Origin of the sequence: Staphylococcus microti (genome assembly GCF_000934465.1) — a bacterium.
Lineage (GTDB): Bacteria > Bacillota > Bacilli > Staphylococcales > Staphylococcaceae > Staphylococcus > Staphylococcus microti.
Genome location: NZ_JXWY01000039.1, coordinates 11,578 through 31,967 on the forward strand (window position 1 = coordinate 11,578; position 20,390 = coordinate 31,967).

The following is a 20,390-nucleotide window of genomic DNA, read 5'->3' on the forward strand; positions in this document are numbered from 1 at the left end:
CACAAATTTAAGCATGGTTCTTGTTGTATGCCGCTTGAAACTGTACTAACTCTTCATCTGTCGCAAACACATAATGATCTGGTGCCACTTCTTGTAATGAACGCGCATCGTTTTGACTCGCATCATGTGTGTACGTAATCCTTTTACGTGTACGCTCTGAATCCGGATCCGGTTGCGGTACAGCTGATAATAATGATTGCGTATATGGATGCACAGGGTTGTTATAAATGTGATCTGCTGTCCCAATCTCGACAATACGTCCTAAATGCATGACCGCAATACGATCTGATATGTACTTAACCATGGATAAATCATGTGCAATAAATAAAAATGTAATATTGCGTTCTCGCTTTAATTTTTGCATTAAATTCACGACTTGTGCTTGAATCGATACATCGAGTGCAGAAATCGGTTCATCCGCAATAATAAATTCCGGTTCTACCGCTAAAGCACGCGCAATACCGATACGTTGACGTTGACCGCCTGAAAATTCATGTGGGTAACGGTTGGCATGACTTTTACGTAAGCCGACTGTTTCTAACAAGTCGTATACACGCTTTTTGCGATCACGACGATCTTTCGCAAGTCCATGAATGTCAATCCCTTCTGCGACAATGTCCATTACTTTTAATCGTGGATTGAGTGACGCGTACGGATCTTGGAAAATCATTTGAATCTTTTTATTAAACTTCAATAATTCTTTACGGTTTTTAATTTCTTGTATGTTAACCCCTTCGTATAGCACCTTGCCATCTGTCACATCATTTAATTTGATAATGGCTTTCCCCGTCGTCGATTTACCTGAACCTGATTCGCCAACGAGTCCGAATGTTTCCCCTTTATAAATGCTGAACGAAATATCATTAATCGCGCGTACTTCATTCGCTTTACCTGCATTAAAATATTGTTTTAAATTTTGTACTTCTACCAGTTTCTCCCTGTTTCCCATTTAAAACGACACCCTTTCTACACGTTCTGGTTTGTCGAAATTATGCGGCATATGACGCTGCTTACGCTTCACAATTTCTGGTGGCTCAACATGCGGCGCACGCGCATCTAGTAACCAAGAACGCACATAATGTGTTGGTGACACACCAAACCATGGTGGTGCTTCTTTAAAGTCAATCGCCAACGCATAATTACTTCGTGGCGCAAAAGCGTCTCCTTTCGGCGGATGCACTAAGTCAGGTGGCGTCCCAGGAATGGCTAACAACTCTGTATCGCCTTCCGTTTCCAAGTCAGGCATAGAAGATAACAAGCCCCATGTATATGGATGACGTGGGTCATAGAAAATCTCATCGACATTACCCGTTTCAATCATCTGACCACCATACATCACTGCCACACGATCCGCTACATTCGCAACAACACCTAGGTCGTGTGTAATAAAAATAATCGCGGTATCAATTTTTTGTTGTAACTCTTTCATCAAATCTAAAATTTGCGCTTGCATCGTTATGTCTAGCGCTGTCGTCGGTTCATCCGCAATTAAAATCTTCGGCTCACATGCTAACGCTAAAGCGATAACGATACGCTGACGTTGTCCACCTGAAAATTGGTGTGGATATGCATTGAAACGTTCTTCCACATTTTTTAACCCAACCAATTTCAACAACTCAATTGCACGCTTTTTCGCCTCTGCTTTACTCAACCCGATATGTTTAATAATTGGCTCCATCACTTGTTTACCAATCTTCATCGTTGGATTCAACGACGTCATCGGATCTTGGAAAATCATCGAAATTTCTTTCCCACGCAACTTCATCAATTCTTTTTCAGGCTTTTGCGTCAAATCTTCGCCATCGAAAATAATTTGTCCTTTTTTAATTCGTCCAGTCGGTCCTTGGAAAAGCTTTGTGATTGCCTTCGTTGTGACAGACTTTCCCGAACCAGATTCTCCTACAATCGCCAGTGTTTCCCCTTTATTTAAATAAAAATCTACACCACGCACTGCTTGCACTTCCCCTGCCGTAATATCAAAGGAAACATGCAGGTCCTTCACTTCTAAAATATGTTCAGTCATGGTACCTTCCTCCTTTTATCAGTGTTCGAGGAGCAGAATTTTCATTAGCACTTCGCAATTCAGCAAAATTTGAAAAACAATTTTGCGCACTGCTTGGTTTCTGCTTAAATTCTAAGTGCTCCTTTCACAACCTCGTTTATAAATGTTCCTTTATTTACGCATCTTAGGGTCAAATGCATCGCGCAGACCATCGCTAAATAGATAGAAGAATAAAATTAATAAACTTAGCACGACTGCTGGAATAAACAATTCATGTGGGTGGATAAGTAACATCGCTCGCCCTTCATTAACAAGTGAACCGAGTGATGTTTGCGGTGCTGGTACACCGATACCGATAAAGCTTAAAAATGCCTCGAAGAAAATCGCATTCGGTACAGTAAACATAGATGTTACGATAATCGCACCTAGTGTATTCGGTAAGATATGCTTAAATATTAACTTTAAATCTGATGTTCCAAGTGTACGTGAAGCAAGTACAAACTCTTGATTTTTCAATTTTAAAAATTCTCCACGTACGACACGACTCATGCCAATCCAGCCGGTAATAGTCATCGCCAAAATAATCGTCCAAATCGATGGTTCAAAAATTAAAACGAATAAGATAACCACAATTAAAGTTGGAATAGATGAAATAATTTCAATAATACGTTGCATAATATCATCAACACGCCCGCCGAAATAACCGGAAATTGCACCGTAAATCACACCGATAAAAATATCCAACACGGCTGCAACGAAACCGATAAACAATGAGACTTGTGCCCCTTGCCATGTACGTGTCCATAAGTCACGTCCGAGTTGATCCGTTCCGAACCAGAAGTTTTCTTTCACATTTGCTTGTTCATAAGCATTGCCGTCGACACCTGAACCGTCAAACGGTAAAAATGGTATCTTATCAAGCACTGCCACTTTTGGTGGTAAGTTACGACGTTCCACATCTTGTTCTGCAAAACCGTGACTGTTTAACATCGGACCAATTAAAGCAAAAAGTAAAATAATAATCAGTCCAATCATCCCTACAACAGCTAATTTATTATGTGTCAACTGCGTCCATGCGTCTTGCCAGAACGTGCGACCTTCACGTTGTAACGCTTGTTGATTAAGATCCGGTTCACCTGTTCGTACAAAGTCTTCGTGCATGACACCCGTCGTTTGCGCCATTGTTGCGCTTGACGGATCGTCTTTTGGTAAATGATGTAAGTCTTTCGTCATTATTTTTTACCCCCTTGTACACGAATACGTGGATCAATCAAGCCGTATAATACGTCCACTATAAAAATGGATACGATGAACAATGTACTAAATAGCAACGTAATCGCCATAATCACAGAGAAATCATTCGTTGTAATCGAGCGTACGAATTGATCCCCAAGTCCTGGCACACCGAAAATATTTTCAATCGTCAGTGTCCCTGTTAAAATACTCGCTAGCATTGGTACAAGAATTGTAACAACTGGAATCAATGCATTGCGTAGTGCGTGTTTGAATAACACCGCATAAGTTGAGTTCCCCTTTGCTCGCGCCAATAAAATATAATCTGAACTCAACACTTCGATCATTTCAGCTCGAATGTATCGTGCAACTGTTGCTAAAACGACGGCTGACAATGCCAACGATGGCAAGATTGCCGTTGAAATACCTTCCCAACCAGCAACTGGAAACCATTGCAACTTCACTGCGAAAACATATTGTAGTAAGACTGCCAATACGAATGATGGCACTGAAATGGCAATAACCGATATAAGTGTCGCTAAATAGTCGACCCAGGTGTTTTGCCTTGTCGCTGCGGCAACACCTAATATCACACCGAGCACAACACCAATCGCCATCGCAAATAAGCCCATTTGAAATGATGGAACGAGTCGTGGTTGAATGAGTTCCCATACAGGTTGACCGTCATATTGGAACGAGTTCCCAAAGTCTCCCGATACGACGTTCTTCATGTAATTTGCATATTGCACAGGTAACGGATCATTCAAGCCGTATTTCTCATTCAACATGATTTTTTGATCTTCACTCAATTTTTCATCGTTGAATGGTGATCCGGGCATTAACTTCATTAAGAAAAAGGTGATTGTAATAATAATGAATAGCGAAATCACCATATACACCAACCGCTTAAGCGTATATTTAAGCATATGTATTCTCCCCCTCTGTTCAATTAACATTCCCTTCTAAATTTTCAGAAATATTAATGCCATTATAGACTTTTGCATTTTTATAATCAATATGTTTTTGAACTATAAATTTATTCAACTGTAAAAAATGCTATAATAATCATGTTCTAAGCTATTAAAGTTTTCTGATAAAAATTTCAAATTAATGATGATTACAAATAGTTAAACTACAAAATAATACATACGTACAAGGAGATAAACATGAAGTTTTTGAATTTTAATACACTACTATACATTTTAATTACACCTGTTGCTACTTTAATATTGTGGCTCACTGGGGCACATACTTGGCATTATTTGATTAATACATTTTTTTCGTTATCACTGATTATCAGCATCTTTCTGTTTACTTTGCTACTCATACAAGAAGGTATTTTTGACGTGACGAGTTACGGTTTTCGTAAATTCCGCTATCAACTGATGCGTAAAAAGAATCGCCAAATGTATGAAGAAGATGACTTTTACAATCCAAAATCACCGAAACGTGAACAATACGTTGTCCAACCGTGGATTAAGCCTGCATTGCTTGTTAACACCGGCTATTTTGTCCTATCAATCATTCTCGCCTTTTTACTATAGGCACAACAAAAGCCCGCACTTTTAACTGAGTACGGGCTTTTGTTATATCGTTTATTCATATTTTTTAAATACTAATACTGCGTTGTGACCACCAAAACCTAAACTATTACTCATCGCATAGGTAATGTCATGGTCAACCGCTTCATTCGGTGTAATATCTAAATCAATCTCAGGGTCTGGTGTATGCGCATGAATCGTCGGCGCAATTTTACCATCACGAATAGATAATACAGAGAAAATGGCTTCAATCCCACCAGTCGCACCTAATAAGTGTCCTGTCATAGACTTTGTAGAGCTGATTTTCAATGATTTTGCAGCATCGCCAAACGTCTTTTTAATCGCTTGAATTTCAAATAAATCACCGACTGGCGTACTTGTACCGTGCGCATTCAAATATTGTACGTCTTCTGGCGAAATGTTCGCATCATCCAACGCTGCTTTCATCGCACGTGCACCGCCTTCTCCTTCTGGTGCTGGTGCTGTAATATGATGTGCATCACCTGATGACGCATAGCCAACAACTTCAGCATAAATGTGTGCACCACGTGCTTGTGCTGATTCTAAAGACTCAAGCACAATCACACCTGATCCTTCACCCATTACAAAGCCATCACGACCTTCTTGGAATGGACGACATGCCGTTTCAACATCGTTGTTCGTTGATAATGCACGACTTGCGCTGAAGCCTGCAATCGACATATGCGTAATAGGCGCTTCCGTCCCACCAGCAATCATAGCATCGGCATCGCCACGCTCAATAAATTTGAACGCTTCACCGATAGAGTTCGTTGCCGTTGCACATGCAGTAACTGTTGAACCATTCGGCCCTTTTGCACCTAAATCAATTGATACTTGTCCAGAAGCCATATCCGGAATAAGCATCGGTACGAAAAACGGACTAACACGTCTCGGACCACGTTTTTTCAATTGTTCAAACGCATCTTCAAATGTTTCCATACCACCGATACCTGAACCAATCCAAACACCGATACGATCCGCATTTGATTCGTTAATATCTAACTTCGCATCTGCCACTGCTTCACGTGCAGCAACAACCGCATATTGTGTAAAACGCGCCATTTTACGCGCTTCTTTTTTAGGAATATGTTCCTCTATATCAAAATCTTTTAATTCTCCAGCAATATGTACCTGATATGGTTCTGTATCAATGCGTGTAATATCATTAATTCCATTGACACCGTTTAATGCGTTGCGCCACATTGTAGGAACGTCATTACCAATAGGTGATAATGCACCTAATCCCGTTACTACAACACGTTGTTTCTTTGTCATTGGATTTCCTCCTCTATTATTTACCCCATCGAATCACGACTGAGCCCCAAGTGAGCCCACCGCCAAATCCTACGAGTACTAAAATATCGTCATCTTTTATACGACCATTTTCAAGTTCCTGTCCAATACTTAAAGGAATAGATGCCGCAGATGTATTCCCGTATTTATCTACTGAGACACTCATTTTTTCTTTCGGCAAGCCGAGGCGTTGACGTGCTGACTCCATAATACGAATATTCGCTTGATGAGGAATAAACATATCCACATCATCTGGCGTCAAACCAGCCTTTTCCACAACACGTGTCGATGAATCTCCCATCACACGTACCGCAAATTTAAATACTTCGCGTCCATTCATACGGATTAAGTCTGTTTCTTGTTCTTGGTATAAATATTTGCCACCAATACCATCCGAACCGACTTCATAACTTAGAATACCACGGTTGCCGGACACTTCGCCAATAATAGCTGCGCCCGCACCATCACCGAATAAAATCGCTGTACCACGGTCGTTCAAATCCGTAATTTTTGAGAGTTTATCCGCACCGACGACTAAAATATTTTTATAATCTCCTGATAGTATAAACGCTCTCGCAGTCACAATGCCATACATAAAGCCTGTACATGCTGCTAATTGGTCCATAGACGCAACTTTCGTTAAGCCTAAACGCTCTTGTAACATATTCGCAACCGTTGGAAAACGATGATCCCCAGTTGAAGTCGCAACGATAACCATATCCACGTCTTCCGGTTTGATACCCGCATCTTCAATTGCTCTCACACTCGCTTCGTATGCAAGATGAGATGTATCTTGATTTTTATCCGCCCAGCGACGTTCTTTAATTCCCGTCATTTGTGAAATCCATTCGTCTGACGTATCGAGATATGCTTCAAAATAGCTGTTATCTACAACACGTTCTGGGACATAAGCGCCAAATCCTTTAATTCCTACATTCATGGTGGAACACCTTCTTTAATTTTTTAATACCAGGTATTAATTTAACACAAGGTACTAAAAATTGACAAGTCATACACTTTGTTACACTATACAATTGTATAAAAGCGTTTTATAATGAAACTATCAGCGAAATTGGAGGCGTAACAACATGAAGTATATTATTACGTTTGTCTGGGCTGTTTTATTATTTGAGATGGTGAACTTCGTATTGAATAGTTTGCAAGGCGGTGGCCCACTTAACCTTGTGACACCTATCGCATTAGCTGCTATTCTTTTCGTCATTATCTTAATTTTAGATGCAGTCGGATCATCAACAACGCATCAATCAAGCGAATCACATTAACATGATTAAATAAGCCATTGCGACGCTCAAAACGACGCAATGGCTTTATTTTATATGCACATACAAAATTTATTTATTGCATATCATGTTGCTTTAACTGTTTTGTCGCCGGATCAAAATAAGTTACTGACGATTCACGTAGCTGTAATTTTTGTTCTGGACTTATACTGTAATCATTGTCATATAACGTCGCTTCCCAACTACCATACATTGGATTTGGGAAGATAATATATTTGCTACCGAAGTCATCTTCGTGTTGTTTCACAAAAGTGTCGCGTGCTTCAGCCGTCGCCGCTTTTGGCTCATCAAAGTCTAACAGATTATCACCAAACAACTGAACAAGACGATAGTTCATTCTAATATGATCTCTGCGTTCTGACTTGCCATGCTCCCCTTCTTTTTTCAATAAGACATGTGCTTTATTCGCTTGAGGTAAACCTTCTTTTTTCAGATTTTTTACCGTCGCATTGAGATCTTGTTCATGCGAACGATCTGATACATAGAAAATCTCTACATCATGTTGATCCGCATATGTTAAGAAATCTTTTGCACCATACACCGGTTTGGCCTGTGCTGTTTGTACCCACTCATGCCAACCTTCTGGGAATGACGTCCCATTTAACGTGCTATATGCTTGATACGGTGAGTTATCAAGTACTGTTTCATCAATATCCAAAGCAATAGCAATTTTCTTGCCACCTTTATGCTTTTGAATATGCTCATCTAACGCTTCCTTCGCTGCATTATAACCTTGTGCATACAGCGCCTTCGCTTCAGCAGAATTTTGATACCAAGCAACACTCATCATATTTTGTGCCGCTAATTGTGCCATTGCAGCATCATCTGTCGATTGTTGTGTCACTTCCTGTTGCGGTACATCATTGCCAGCCAAAGCATTTTGTGGCACAGATGTTGTCGCAACCCCTAATGCCAATAATACCGCTGACGTTTTTGTCCATGGATTCATGTGCATCACCCTTATATGTATTTGTTTTTAGCAATTAATAATTTTATATTCATTGCTCGTTTGTTATTATAACATAATTATATTGAATGACTTTCGTGTAATAAATTTTGTAAAAAAACGCCCAAAAATTAGTACCATTTCTAACTTTTGAGCGTAATGTATGTTAAACGTCATTTAAATTAATTTCTTTATTACCAATGTCAAAATAGGCAGGTTCATGCGTCGCTAATACAACCGTCACACCCGACGCATTCAACTCTTTGAACAATGAAATAATCGTGTCACTATTATGATCATCCAAATTACCTGTTGGCTCATCCGCAATAATCACACTCGGCTGTTTCAAAATCGCACGTGCAATCGCGAGTCGCTGTTGCTCACCACCACTACACGTATAAACTTTTGTTTTTAATGGCATATCGGCTAATCCTACACGTGCCATTACGTCTTGAATACGTGCTTGATCTTTTTTATCCACATTCAAAGGCAATGTTAAATTTTTTAAAATCGACTCATTTTCCAATAACCCATAATGTTGATACACATACGCAATATCATCTCGTTTGAAGGACAGCTTATCTTTTTCTTTATGAATCGTTTGTCCTTTAAACGTAATCGTGCCTGAGTCCGGATTTTCCAACAAACCGATAATATTGAGCAACGTCGATTTCCCTTTCCCACTCGCACCATGAATAACGACAAAATCACCTTGTTCAATCGTCAAATCAAAATTTTCTAAAATGCGCTTATTACCGAACGATTTATTAATATTTTGTAAATTAATCATCTTTCTTCCCCTTTAACACGAGATTGACATTTTCACGATTCAATTTTATAAACGTAAATGCCACAGATAAAGCTTCTATCAATGTAATCGACGCAAAAACCGAAATCGCAATGATGTTGTGACTTGTTAATAGTAGTGATCCCATCAATACATGCAACATGACTAGGAACAACAACATCCACTTGTGAATCGACCAGTAACTGTAGCCCAATGAACGTTTGAGAAAAATTTGGAACTGATATGACTTAAAGTAAATTTGAATAAACGTTAACGTTGTAATAATGAACGTAATACTTGTTAACAAAGCCAACCCTGTGTATTTGTATATTTCTGCTTTCAATTCTTTTACAATATCTACCTTCGTATCGTAAACGGCATATGCACTTTGAATCACGCCATCAAGTTTGTGTTTCTTCAAACCCTCATGTATTGTCTCATATGGATCATCTAAATGACTTTTAAAATAATAAGCCGTTGAAAAATAATGTTGATAATTTAGCGGATCAATATTGCCTGTTTCAACAATAGCAATAGGCGCTAAGATTGTATTTTTAGTACCACCAATCTCAGCATTATATGTGAAGTAGTCAACATCGTTTTTTACCCATATAATATTGATATCCAGAGATGGATCAATATCTTTCCGCTTATGCCCTATATTTTTATGAAAAGTAAAGTTTTCTTTAAAGTTTTCTATAATATCTTTTTTGTATTGTTTGAACTTTACAGGAACGAGTATATTTTGAATTTTGCTGTCTTTCTTTAAATGCTCTATAACATTATCACCTTGAATCGTTTTCTTAGGATGCTTTCTTAGATAATTTTCATCAATGATTACTGTTTTTCCATCTGGTTCAATGTCGGCATTTTTTTCTTCATTATATTCATATAAGTAGTGACCATCATTAATAAAATTTTCCATATCTACAATAAAACCGTTATTTTCATCACTTAAAAAATAAGACTTCATTTTAATATTGACTGCTTTGTCAATATCATCACTCTTTAATTGACCTACGTGATGAACGATTGTTCCATAATGGTCTTTAGTAAAATTCCAGTGTTTTATAGATATTTTTTGTTTTTGATAGTCTTTATCATTAGAAATAATTTGCGTCGTTGAGATTGTAACCAATACAATCGCAATTACTGAAATTACCATATACATAGCTATTAACATATATTTACTATAACTACGACCATTTTTAGCGTAACGCATCACAAATAACTGCACGATTATCGTGATAAAGCTATACAACAATACAAGTAATAGCGTCTCTATCAATATGATAATTAATAATGCGATATGAATATATGCGTCTTTGTATATTATGATATAAACTAAAAGTGTTAATATAATAGTAGCTAAAGCATATACCCATATATATTTAGATAAATTTTGAATTACAAATTTTATAATTTGAGCTTTTCGATATCCTAAATCATAGAGAATCTTTAATTGTTCTTTTTGATTCAATAAATCATGCAACAAGACAGCGAATAGCAGTAGGATTAAAAACACCGTTAAAGATATACTGAATAAATCTAAGGACAAAACATCCAAAAATGAAGCATTCATAACGTCTGTTAAACCCACATCTTGATTTATGAGCGTAATTACCTGCTGGACATCTTTTTCATTCCCTTTTAAATAATAGATTCCCTCTATAGAAAGGTTTGACTTATTCAAAGAAAAAACTTTAATATCAAGTCCACTATCAAAGATATTTAAATTTTTATTTTTGTCTGCTTCTTTCTTTAACTGATTGTCTGTAGTATTAAGCAATATTTTATAATCATTGACATATGTAACTTTTGTTATTTCGACATTGTATTTCTTTGAGAGATATGTAAAATAGGACCATGCCTCTTTATCGTGTTTTTTAGGTACAGTATCAAAATAAAAGTTAATCTTTTGACTGTCTTTCTCAACATGACTATAAAAAGATAATGACTTGGCTGAGTCTATCACTATTAAACTTAATGTTAACGAAATCGCCACGCACAAAAAAAGAATAATCTTTTTCAAAATAACTTTCCTCCGAATTGAAGTATTTTTTAATACAAAAAACTTTTAGAAAGCGCTTTCTAAAGAGATTGTATATTTATTTCAATTTTAAAGTCAAGTTAAAATATAAGTTTAAAAAAATATTTATATAACATTTATACCACTAAATAGTTATTAGTGTTTAAAAATTACAAATATACTATTGAAATTTTCGTAATAAATATTTACTTTATCAAAAAAGTAAAAAAGACGTACACGACTTACGCATACGCCTTTTTACTATTATTCTGTTTCAGTTAGTTTCTCAATATCAAATTGAATGGTACTATCTTGTAAATAACCATGCACGTGTGTGCCTTCTGGTAAGTTATCTTTAATCATCAAACGTGCCAATGGTGTTTCAACATGACGTTGTACAAAACGTTTCAATGGACGTGCACCATATTCTGGTTCATAGGCTGTTTCGCCCATCCATTTTTTCGCTTCGTCTGTTAAGTCTAATGTGATACGTTGATCCATTAATCGCATGTTTAAGTTTGTTAAAATTTTATCGATAATCATTTGCATGTCATCCACAGAGAGTGGACGGAATAAAACAATGTCATCCATACGGTTTAAAATTTCTGGTTTGAAGTAAGCATTTAAACTTTGCATCACTGCTTTTTCAGTTTCTTCAGTGATCACACCTTCATTTTTTACATTTTCAAGCAAGATTTGAGAACCGATGTTGCTTGTCATAATGATGATTGTATTTTTAAAGTCGACGCTACGTCCTTTTGAATCTGTTAAACGACCTTCGTCTAAAATTTGTAATAAGACGTTGAAGACATCTGTATGTGCTTTTTCGACTTCATCTAACAAAATAACAGAGTATGGATTACGTCTAACCGCTTCTGTTAATTGACCGCCTTCATCATGTCCTACATAGCCTGGAGGTGCACCGATAAGTCGTGATACAGCATGTTTCTCCATATACTCACTCATATCAATGCGAATCATATGTTTTTCAGAATCGAATAATGTTGACGCTAATGATTTCGCAAGTTCTGTTTTACCGACTCCTGTTGGGCCTAGAAATAAGAATGAGCCGATTGGACGGTTCGGGTCTTTAATGCCTGCTCTTGCACGAACGACTGCATCAGATACAAGGTCGACAGCACGGTCTTGACCAACGACTCTCTGATGTAAAATATCTGCCAAGTTCAATAGTTTTTCTCTTTCTGTTTCGACAAGTTTCGACACTGGAATGCCTGTCCATTGGCTGACAATTTCACCGATTTCTTCGTCTGTCACAACTTCACGAATAATGTGGTCACTCTCTTCGCCTTGTGTTTCTTGGAAAGCGGCTTCTAATTCTTTTAATTCTTTTTCAAGTTGTGGTATTTTACCGTGTTGTAAGACTGCTGCTGTTTCAAGGTCATAGTTGTTTTCAGCGTCTTCCAATGCTTTACGACTTTCATCTAATTCTGCACGTTTTTCTTGGACTTTCGCAATTTTTTCTTTTTCTTGTTCGACACGTGCTTGTAGCTGTGCTTGTTTTTCTTTTTCTTCTGCAAGTTCTTCTTGTAGCTCTTGAAGACGTACGCGGCTTGCTTCGTCAGATTCTTTTTTCAACGCATTTTCTTCAATTTCAAGCTGCATCACACGTCGGTTTGCTTGGTCTAATTCTGTTGGGTTTGAACCCATTTCCGTACGAATCGTTGCCGACGCTTGGTCTACAAGGTCAATCGCTTTGTCTGGTAGGAAACGATCTGTAATGTAGCGATCGGATAACTCTGCTGCTGCTACTAACGCACGGTCTTGAATGCGTACACCGTGATGGACTTCATAACGTTCTTTCAAACCACGCAAAATTGAAATGGTATCGTCAATGCTTGGTTCTTTGACGTTCACTTTTTGGAAACGACGTTCTAATGCAGAGTCTTTCTCAATATATTCACGATATTCATTTAATGTTGTCGCACCGATGCAGTGCAGTTCACCACGTGCTAACATTGGTTTTAACATGTTACCTGCGTCCATTGCACCGTCTGTTTTACCGGCACCTACTAACATATGAATTTCATCTATAAATAATAAAATACGACCATTTGAATCTTTTACTTCTTTTAACACGGCTTTAAGGCGCTCTTCAAATTCACCGCGGTATTTTGCCCCGGCTACTAATGCGCTTAAGTCAAGTTCAAATACAGTTTTGTCGAGTAATGAATCAGGTACATCTTTTTTCACGATACGTTGTGCTAAGCCTTCAACTATCGCTGTTTTACCGACACCTGGTTCCCCGATTAGTACTGGGTTGTTTTTAGTTTTACGGCTTAAAATGCGAATCGTGTTGCGAATTTCTTCGTCACGTCCAATGACTGGATCCATGTTTCCTTTACGTACTTCTTCGACTAAATCTCGACCGTATTTTGATAATGCTTCATAATTTACTTCAGGATTTTGAGTTGTCACATGGTTTCCTCCTCTTACTTTTTTAATAATTTCTTCAATCACTTGTTCTTTATACTTTACGAATGATGCCGTTGTATCGTCTACGTCCATTGCGGCACGTAAGATATGTTCCATTGAAATAAACTGGTCATCATATTCTTTCATATAATGTTCTGCTTTGTTAAATAATGTGTTTGTTTTCGGTGATAAATATTGTCCGTACTGCACATTTTCACCTGACACTTTCGGATATTGTGTCAGCTTTTTATCGTATGCTTTTGCGAGTGCATTCGTATCTACTTCTGCACGTTCTAAAATTGTTTTAAATAAACTATCCGGTGTTTCAAGTACCGCTTTTAGCACGGCTTCAACTTCTATGTTCGTTAATTTATAAGTTTGTGTAGCTTCTATTGCTTTTTGTAAAGCACCTTGAATAGAATGCGTCATCTGATTAATATCCAAAATGATTCACTCCTTTATTTCATAATAGGTCTTGTTTGACTTTGACTTTCTTTGACCTTAAATATATTATAACGCGCATGTTGTTAAAAATCAACAATAAAACAATGTCATATTGTATGAATTACAAACTAAAAAGAGCCGACTAGAAATCTCTATATAATAGAAGATTTCCGTCCAGCTCCTTAAAAATTATTTCATATTTTGTTTCATCGTTTTGATCATTTCATCAATCAGTGCTTTGACACCTTCCGCTTCTAAATGAATACCGTCTGGTGCAAAATAGTCTGTATGTCCTTGTGCACGGGCATGCCAGTCAACAAGGTATACATTGTCGCGGTCTTGCGCTGCTTTTTTGAACAATGCATTGACATGTGGCTGATAATCACGTGGTACGCTTGTGTTGACGAGATAAACTTGTGCTTTTCCAAAAAGATCTAACAACGTATTTAATTGATCTTCTGTAAAGTCACCATTCGTTCCAAGCTCCAACACCACAACATCGTCTTTATCTTTGTAGTCAGGATAACTTTCACGAACAAGTGGAATGGCCTGCACAAGTTGACGTCCAATGAGTCCATTAATGCTTGCATTCGGCACTTGTTCTTTAAATGTATCGCCGATATCGACCATTACGGAATCACCGATTAACAGAGGTTTCCAATGTGCGTACGGAGATGCTTGACCTTGAACTTGGAATCCGTCCACTTTCATTGAGCCGAGTGGTGCCGGTACGGTAAAATACTTATCCATATCATCTGTATTAATTGCTGTTGTATGTGTTTTTTCTTTTGATAAACCGTTAAATACACCAGATAAAATAAGCGCAGATGGTAACAATAATAGAATAGCTAACCATGCACGTTTGACATTAAGTGACTGCCAGTGTTTCAAATGTCGGAAATCGAATATTTTAAAACCTGAACGACGGAATGGCGTTTCAATAAAGCGATATGAGAATTCTGCCATGAAGAGCATCAAAGCCCCTTCCACGACATAAACAAACATTGGAATTTGCCCTTGTACAAAATGATGATGTATCAATACGATAATTGGATAATGCCATAAATATAAACTGTATGATCTTGAACCGATATATAGAAACAACGGATTGCCTAACAGTTTCGCAAATGCCCCACTCGGCATAACAGCACTCGCGATAATTGCCAATGTTAAAATGCTAATCAAGCCAAACCCACCGTAATACAGGCCATTGTGTGATTCACTGACATAGCGAAAGCAGAACAGCAAACCGACTAACGCAGCAATACCAATTCCGTCAATCATGAGTTTAGCTTGAATTGCCGTCTGCGCACGTAATTTAAATGCTGGCCATATAAAGGCAAGGACAACACCGAGTAACATTGTTTGTAGTCGTGTATCTGTACCAAAATAAACACGTGCAACATTACCTTGAGGGTCGTACAACACGCCCATTGTTACTATTGAAATGACAATCAGTGCTATCATTGTATATAAAATTGGTTTGACACGTTTTACAAAATAGAGCAAACTAAGTAAAACGAGTGGAAAAAATAAATAAAATTGTTCTTCAATTGCCAATGACCATAAATGCTTTAACGGCGCAACTTCAAATTGTGCAAAATAATCAACATCTTGGAAAATGTACCACCAGTTGCTGACATAAAATAAAGCTGCAAACGCATCACTGCGCACAGGTTTAATTTCTGAAGGTGCCATTATAAGCGTTAAAATAAGGACTGACATAATTAAAAAAATGACTGCTGGTAAAAGTCGCTTTAAACGTCTTACCCAGAAAGACACTAAGTCAATACGTTGTGTATTGTGATACTCCGTTAGTAACAAACTGGTGATGAGGTAGCCTGAAATAACAAAAAACGTATCCACACCTAAAAAGCCACCCGGCAGCCATTGCGGATTAAAGTGATAAATAATGACTGCTAACACAGCAATAGCACGTAACCCATCGAGTCCTGGCATGTAACGTGTCGCGAGTTGTTTATGCGGTTGTTTCGTGAAGTTCCACATACTTATCATTCTCTCTTCATAGTTAATATCACATAAATTTTACCTGTATTCGTCAAGTTTCGCAATATACCCCCGACGGACAAGCTTATTAAAAAGGACTGAAACTCTTCATCAAAGTTCAGTCCTTCTCTATGACGTCTATTTCTTTCTATTAAATAAGAGACAAGATCATATCTCTTATTTTTATAGTCTCTCGATTAGCTTACACCTAATGCGATTTTAGCGTAACGTGACATCATATCTTTATTCCATGGTGGATTCCATACAATGTTCACTTCTGTTTCTTTAATTTCAGGCAGTTCTCCCAATGCTGTTTTAACTTGGTCTACAATTTGCGGTCCCATTGGGCAACCGATTGATGTTAAAGTCATCTCTACAGTACATAAACCATCATCATTCAAATCAACTTTATAAACAAGGCCAAGATTGACGATATCGATACCCAACTCAGGGTCGATTACGTTCTCTAATGCACCTAGAATACTATCTTTTAATGCTTCTTCCATGCCTTTCACCTCTTTTTTTATGACTACTATCAATATATCAAAATCATTACATTTCTACAATAAAATGCTATGATATTCATACACTGAACAATAGAATTTAGGAGAATACTATGAAAAAACATTTGATTTGCTTAGACTTAGATGGCACATTATTAAACGACAACAAGGAAATCTCTGACTATACATTTCGCGTGCTAAAAAAATTACAAGAAGATGGGCACGCATTAATGATTGCAACGGGAAGACCGTATCGTGCAAGTAAGCTATATTACGATCAACTTGATATGGATACACCGATTGTCAACTTCAACGGGGCGTTTATTCATCACCCTACAAATCCTGACTTTCCGACGTATCATGAAAGATTAGATGAAGGTATTGCAACAAGTATTATTGAAACGTTGAAAAAAATGGACATTCAAAACTTAATTGCGGAAGTCGGTGATCAAGTGTATATTGATCGTCCGGATAACCGTCTTTTCGATGGTTTTAGTATGGGCAATCCAAATATTCAAGTGGGTGACTTAGAAACATTGCTTCATGAAGATCCAACGAGTTTATTAGTAGAAGCCGAAGAAACAATGATTCCACGTGTCAAACAAGTATTAACACGCTTCTATGCTGAAAACATTGAGCATAGACGTTGGGGCGCACCATTCCCTGTCATTGAAATTGTCAAACGTGGCATTAGTAAAGCAGTCGGCATTGACATTGTGCGTAAACATCTCGGCATCGAACGCAATGAAATTATTGCTTTTGGCGATGAAGACAATGATCTTGAAATGATTAAATATGCCAAACACGGTATTGCAATGGGGAATGCCATTTATGACTTAAAATATATTGCCAATGATACCACGCTATCTAATAATGAAGACGGTATCGGTGTGTATTTGAACGACTTCTTTCAATTAAATATACCTAAATAAATAATCCATTTAAGGAGGACGTAACATGTCACAACAAAAAATCATCGTCGTCGGTGCAGTCGCAGGTGGTGCAACGAGCGCAAGCCAAATTCGCCGTCTCGATCCAGAAAGCGACATTACTGTTTATGAGAAAGACCGCCATATGAGCTTTGCGAACTGTGGCCTGCCTTATTATCTTGGAAATGTCGTGTCATCACGTGACCAATTATTACCGATGACACCTGAAAAGTTTAAAGAGAAGAAAAATATTACGGTTAAACTGCAACATGAAGTTGTGCGTGTCGATACCGAACAACAAATCATTGAAGTGAAAGATCATACAACAGGCAATACGATTGAAGATCATTACGACATTTTAGTTTTGAGCCCCGGTGCACGTGCAAGACGCCTTGACTTTAATGCACCACATCTTTTCACATTGCGTAATATGGAAGATACGGATGCGATTGAAAACTATATCACATCCAACAATGTGCAACGTGTGTTACTCATCGGTGCTGGTTATGTCAGCTTAGAACTATTAGAAAATATGTATGAACGTGGCTTATCCCCTACATTGATTCATCGTTCAGAAGCCATTAATAAATTGATGGATCAAGATATGAACGCCGCCATTTTATCTGAACTTGAAGCACGTCATATTCCGTATCGTTTAAATGAAGAAGTAACCGCTATTAATGGACATACCGTTACATTTAAATCAGGTGCTGTTGAAGATTATGACATGATTATTGCAGGTGTTGGTGTACAGCCGAACTCTGAGTTTTTACAATCATCCGGCATTACAATAGATGAAAAAGGCTATATTCCAGTGAATGACCGTTTTCAAACGAATATTCCAAATGTCTATGCGGTGGGCGACATTGCAACGAATCATTATCGTCACGTTGACTTACCTGCACACGTGCCACTTGCTTGGGGCGCACATCGTGGTGCGAGTGTGGTTGCTGAACAAATCGCTGGCAGCAAAGATGTCACATTCCAAGGCTTTGTAGGCGCAAGTATCGTTAAATTTTTTGATTACACGCTTGCAAGTACAGGTGTCGCGCTTGGAGATCTTAAACATTTCGATTATGCAATGGTGGAAGTTGAAAACGGCACGCATGCGGGTTACTATCCTAACAATACGCCTGTTCATCTACGTGCGTACTATGACAAACAAACAAGACGTTTACTCCGTGCAGCGGCCGTTGGTAAAACTGGCGTTGATAAACGTATTGATGTCTTATCTATGGCGATGATGCACCGAGCAACGATAGATGACTTAACTGAATTTGAAGTTGCTTATGCCCCACCTTACAGTCATCCAAAAGATTTGATCAATATGCTGGGTTATAAAGCACGTCCATAAAAAAGGAAAAAGCGTCAAGGCTTGGAAACCATTCAGCGGTATCCAAATCTTGACGCTTTAATATTAATGGAATAATGCTGTGATTGGTCCCCAAGGTAAGATTGTCCCAAGAACCGCTGTAATCACGACGATAATCCATGTCCAAATAAACAATTTTCTGCTTGATGCTTGTTTCTTTTTACGTGCAATGGTTACTTCCATTAAACCAATGATGCCCAGTCCACCGACCATTTTTAATGTCAGTAACATATGACTTGCATCTGCACTTGTAAATGCTTTGGCGATCAACCAAAAACCTGTCACCAATACGAAAATCATAAACAAACGTAATGTCATGTGCAATGGTTTGAATAATGGTGTCGGTCCTTGTTTATTAGAAAAGTTTTCATATGTTGCAAAGAACAATATCAACAGCATAACAAAACTAATAATGTGTAAATTAATAAGTACCATTCGATATATCCTCCTTTTATAAATTGCCCTACATATCATAACATATCCCTTTTCATCCAGGCATTGGATTGCTTGAAATTTTACGTGTTTATTCGATTTTTAGCACAAAAAAATGAGAAGCCATAGTCATCAAACTACAGCTTCTCACATCTCTATTATTATTTTTCAATAAATGTTGTTAATGTACCGATATTATCAATTGTCACTTTCACTTCATCGCCCGGTTGTAAAAACTTCGGTGGGTTCATACCTGCACCAACGCCTGCTGGTGTACCTGTCGCAATGATGTCCCCCGGATGTAACGCAACATATTTTGAAATTTCTTCAATCAATTCATCAATTTTCAAAATCATTTGTGACGTGTTGCCGTCTTGACGAATTTCATTATTTACTTTTGTCACGATATTTACGTTCTCAGGTGTTGGTAACTCATCTTTCGTTACGATATAAGGACCCATTGGGCAGCCACCTGTTAAGCTTTTTGACAAGAACGCTTGATCATGCGCTTTTTGCGCTGTACGGTCTGTAATATCGTTGATGATTGTATAACCATACACGTAGTCTAACGCTAAGCCTTTCGGGATTTTCTCGCCTGACTTACCGATTACGACACCTAGCTCACCTTCATAATCCAATGCATCTGTAATGTCTTTATGATTTGGAATTGTTGCTTCGTCACCTGTTAATGATGAAGCTGCTTTTGTAAACACATATAAGCGTTCAACATCGTGATCTAACTCTTCAGCGTGTGCTTTATAGTTACGACCAAATGCGATTACGTTATTCGGTGGTGTGACGGGTGGTAAAAATTCAATATCTGCATATTGCACTTTGTACTCAGCTGCACGACCACTTTCTTCAGCTGCAACAACCGCTTTTCTTACTTGCTCTTGAAACTCTAACGTTTGATTGTGCTGTAATCCTTCTAATAATGTTTTCGGTTGGAATGCTGCATCGCCGAAATCAGCGAATACTTTTCTTAAATCCCATGCCGCTTCTTCTCGCTTTACCTTAACACCATATGATGTTTCACCATTGTGGTTGAATGATAAGAATTTCATTCACTATCAGCTCCTAACGTATATCTTATAGCCATTATAACGAAAGTTTTAGA

At 37.9% G+C, this 20,390-nt stretch carries 18 protein-coding genes; 4 read left to right on the forward strand and 14 right to left on the reverse strand.

What is annotated here, in order from left to right; all coding sequences use genetic code 11:
* Positions 1–7: 7 nt before the first annotated feature.
* The 4 genes from TP70_RS06555 to opp3b all read right to left on the reverse strand — a co-directional run bounded on the left by TP70_RS06555 (position 8) and on the right by opp3b (position 4,161).
* Positions 8–949 (reverse strand): ABC transporter ATP-binding protein, encoded by a 942-nt coding sequence (locus TP70_RS06555; protein WP_044360482.1) that lies wholly within the window; start codon positions 947–949, stop codon positions 8–10.
* On the reverse strand, positions 950–2,023 hold the full coding sequence (locus TP70_RS06560; RefSeq protein ID WP_044360483.1) for an ABC transporter ATP-binding protein: 1,074 nt from the start codon (positions 2,021–2,023) through the stop codon (positions 950–952).
* A 150-nt stretch (positions 2,024–2,173) separates the two neighbouring features.
* A complete protein-coding gene (opp3C, locus tag TP70_RS06565) occupies positions 2,174–3,235 on the reverse strand; it encodes an oligopeptide ABC transporter permease (protein ID WP_044360484.1) in 1,062 nt (353 codons plus the stop codon).
* Positions 3,235–4,161, reverse strand: coding sequence for an oligopeptide ABC transporter permease (gene opp3b, locus TP70_RS06570; RefSeq protein WP_044360485.1), 927 nt, complete (start codon positions 4,159–4,161; stop codon positions 3,235–3,237). The genes opp3C and opp3b overlap by 1 nt, the downstream gene beginning before the upstream one ends.
* 240 nt (positions 4,162–4,401) lie before the next feature.
* Here opp3b and TP70_RS06575 point away from each other — a divergent pair, with 240 nt between their 5' ends.
* Positions 4,402–4,779: a DUF3899 domain-containing protein gene (locus tag TP70_RS06575; RefSeq protein WP_044360486.1), complete on the forward strand. Its 378-nt coding sequence runs from the start codon at positions 4,402–4,404 to the stop codon at positions 4,777–4,779.
* Positions 4,780–4,830: 51 nt separating this feature from the next.
* On the opposite strand, the gene fabF is transcribed toward TP70_RS06575, so the two are convergent.
* Together fabF and TP70_RS06585 are read right to left on the reverse strand one after the other, a co-directional pair.
* Positions 4,831–6,072, reverse strand: coding sequence for a beta-ketoacyl-ACP synthase II (fabF, locus tag TP70_RS06580; protein ID WP_044360487.1), 1,242 nt, complete (start codon positions 6,070–6,072; stop codon positions 4,831–4,833).
* Between the two features lie 16 nt (positions 6,073–6,088).
* Positions 6,089–7,030, reverse strand: coding sequence for a beta-ketoacyl-ACP synthase III (locus TP70_RS06585; RefSeq protein ID WP_044360488.1), 942 nt, complete (start codon positions 7,028–7,030; stop codon positions 6,089–6,091).
* A 148-nt stretch (positions 7,031–7,178) separates the two neighbouring features.
* On the opposite strand from TP70_RS06585, the gene TP70_RS06590 reads away from it, so the two are divergent.
* Positions 7,179–7,373 carry a DUF2929 family protein gene (locus TP70_RS06590; protein ID WP_044360489.1) on the forward strand — a complete coding sequence of 65 codons (195 nt, stop codon included), beginning with the start codon at positions 7,179–7,181 and terminating at the stop codon, positions 7,371–7,373.
* A 73-nt stretch (positions 7,374–7,446) separates the two neighbouring features.
* Here TP70_RS06590 and TP70_RS06595 read toward each other — a convergent pair whose 3' ends face one another.
* The 6 genes from TP70_RS06595 to TP70_RS06620 form a co-directional block, all read right to left on the reverse strand.
* A complete protein-coding gene (locus tag TP70_RS06595) occupies positions 7,447–8,340 on the reverse strand; it encodes a 5'-nucleotidase, lipoprotein e(P4) family (RefSeq protein WP_044360490.1) in 894 nt (297 codons plus the stop codon).
* A 163-nt stretch (positions 8,341–8,503) separates the two neighbouring features.
* On the reverse strand, positions 8,504–9,127 hold the full coding sequence (locus TP70_RS06600; protein WP_044360491.1) for an ABC transporter ATP-binding protein: 624 nt from the start codon (positions 9,125–9,127) through the stop codon (positions 8,504–8,506).
* On the reverse strand, positions 9,120–11,156 hold the full coding sequence (locus TP70_RS06605; RefSeq protein WP_044360492.1) for a DUF1430 domain-containing protein: 2,037 nt from the start codon (positions 11,154–11,156) through the stop codon (positions 9,120–9,122). The genes TP70_RS06600 and TP70_RS06605 overlap by 8 nt, the downstream gene beginning before the upstream one ends.
* A gap of 261 nt (positions 11,157–11,417) precedes the next feature.
* On the reverse strand, positions 11,418–14,030 hold the full coding sequence (clpB, locus tag TP70_RS06610) for an ATP-dependent chaperone ClpB (RefSeq protein WP_044360493.1): 2,613 nt from the start codon (positions 14,028–14,030) through the stop codon (positions 11,418–11,420).
* Between the two features lie 189 nt (positions 14,031–14,219).
* Positions 14,220–16,046, reverse strand: coding sequence for an acyltransferase family protein (locus TP70_RS06615; protein ID WP_174221464.1), 1,827 nt, complete (start codon positions 16,044–16,046; stop codon positions 14,220–14,222).
* A gap of 188 nt (positions 16,047–16,234) precedes the next feature.
* Positions 16,235–16,543 carry a metal-sulfur cluster assembly factor gene (locus TP70_RS06620; protein WP_044360495.1) on the reverse strand — a complete coding sequence of 103 codons (309 nt, stop codon included), beginning with the start codon at positions 16,541–16,543 and terminating at the stop codon, positions 16,235–16,237.
* Positions 16,544–16,653: 110 nt separating this feature from the next.
* Between TP70_RS06620 and TP70_RS06625 the strand changes: the two genes are divergently transcribed.
* Positions 16,654–17,472 carry a Cof-type HAD-IIB family hydrolase gene (locus tag TP70_RS06625; protein ID WP_044360497.1) on the forward strand — a complete coding sequence of 273 codons (819 nt, stop codon included), beginning with the start codon at positions 16,654–16,656 and terminating at the stop codon, positions 17,470–17,472.
* A 25-nt stretch (positions 17,473–17,497) separates the two neighbouring features.
* Positions 17,498–18,823, forward strand: a complete 1,326-nt coding sequence (locus tag TP70_RS06630) for a CoA-disulfide reductase (RefSeq protein ID WP_044360499.1) — start codon at positions 17,498–17,500, stop codon at positions 18,821–18,823.
* Between the two features lie 63 nt (positions 18,824–18,886).
* Here the strand turns inward: TP70_RS06630 and TP70_RS06635 are convergent, their stop codons facing one another.
* Both TP70_RS06635 and TP70_RS06640 read right to left on the reverse strand, forming a co-directional pair.
* Complete coding sequence (locus TP70_RS06635) at positions 18,887–19,276, reverse strand: YisL family protein (RefSeq protein ID WP_044360500.1); 390 nt, start codon at positions 19,274–19,276, stop codon at positions 18,887–18,889.
* Positions 19,277–19,434: 158 nt separating this feature from the next.
* Positions 19,435–20,337, reverse strand: a complete 903-nt coding sequence (locus TP70_RS06640; protein ID WP_044360501.1) for a fumarylacetoacetate hydrolase family protein — start codon at positions 20,335–20,337, stop codon at positions 19,435–19,437.
* Between the last annotated feature and the right edge of the window lie 53 nt (positions 20,338–20,390).

Coding starts and splice junctions, on each gene's coding strand:
- TP70_RS06555 (WP_044360482.1), bottom strand. CDS start 949: ATGGGAAACAGGGAGAAACTGGTAGAAGTACAAAATTTAAAACAATAT.
- TP70_RS06560 (WP_044360483.1), bottom strand. CDS start 2,023: ATGACTGAACATATTTTAGAAGTGAAGGACCTGCATGTTTCCTTTGAT.
- opp3C (WP_044360484.1), bottom strand. CDS start 3,235: ATGACGAAAGACTTACATCATTTACCAAAAGACGATCCGTCAAGCGCA.
- opp3b (WP_044360485.1), bottom strand. CDS start 4,161: ATGCTTAAATATACGCTTAAGCGGTTGGTGTATATGGTGATTTCGCTA.
- TP70_RS06575 (WP_044360486.1), top strand. CDS start 4,402: ATGAAGTTTTTGAATTTTAATACACTACTATACATTTTAATTACACCT.
- fabF (WP_044360487.1), bottom strand. CDS start 6,072: ATGACAAAGAAACAACGTGTTGTAGTAACGGGATTAGGTGCATTATCA.
- TP70_RS06585 (WP_044360488.1), bottom strand. CDS start 7,030: ATGAATGTAGGAATTAAAGGATTTGGCGCTTATGTCCCAGAACGTGTT.
- TP70_RS06590 (WP_044360489.1), top strand. CDS start 7,179: ATGAAGTATATTATTACGTTTGTCTGGGCTGTTTTATTATTTGAGATG.
- TP70_RS06595 (WP_044360490.1), bottom strand. CDS start 8,340: ATGAATCCATGGACAAAAACGTCAGCGGTATTATTGGCATTAGGGGTT.
- TP70_RS06600 (WP_044360491.1), bottom strand. CDS start 9,127: ATGATTAATTTACAAAATATTAATAAATCGTTCGGTAATAAGCGCATT.
- TP70_RS06615 (WP_174221464.1), bottom strand. CDS start 16,046: ATGATAAGTATGTGGAACTTCACGAAACAACCGCATAAACAACTCGCG.
- TP70_RS06620 (WP_044360495.1), bottom strand. CDS start 16,543: ATGGAAGAAGCATTAAAAGATAGTATTCTAGGTGCATTAGAGAACGTA.
- TP70_RS06625 (WP_044360497.1), top strand. CDS start 16,654: ATGAAAAAACATTTGATTTGCTTAGACTTAGATGGCACATTATTAAAC.
- TP70_RS06630 (WP_044360499.1), top strand. CDS start 17,498: ATGTCACAACAAAAAATCATCGTCGTCGGTGCAGTCGCAGGTGGTGCA.
- TP70_RS06635 (WP_044360500.1), bottom strand. CDS start 19,276: ATGGTACTTATTAATTTACACATTATTAGTTTTGTTATGCTGTTGATA.
- TP70_RS06640 (WP_044360501.1), bottom strand. CDS start 20,337: ATGAAATTCTTATCATTCAACCACAATGGTGAAACATCATATGGTGTT.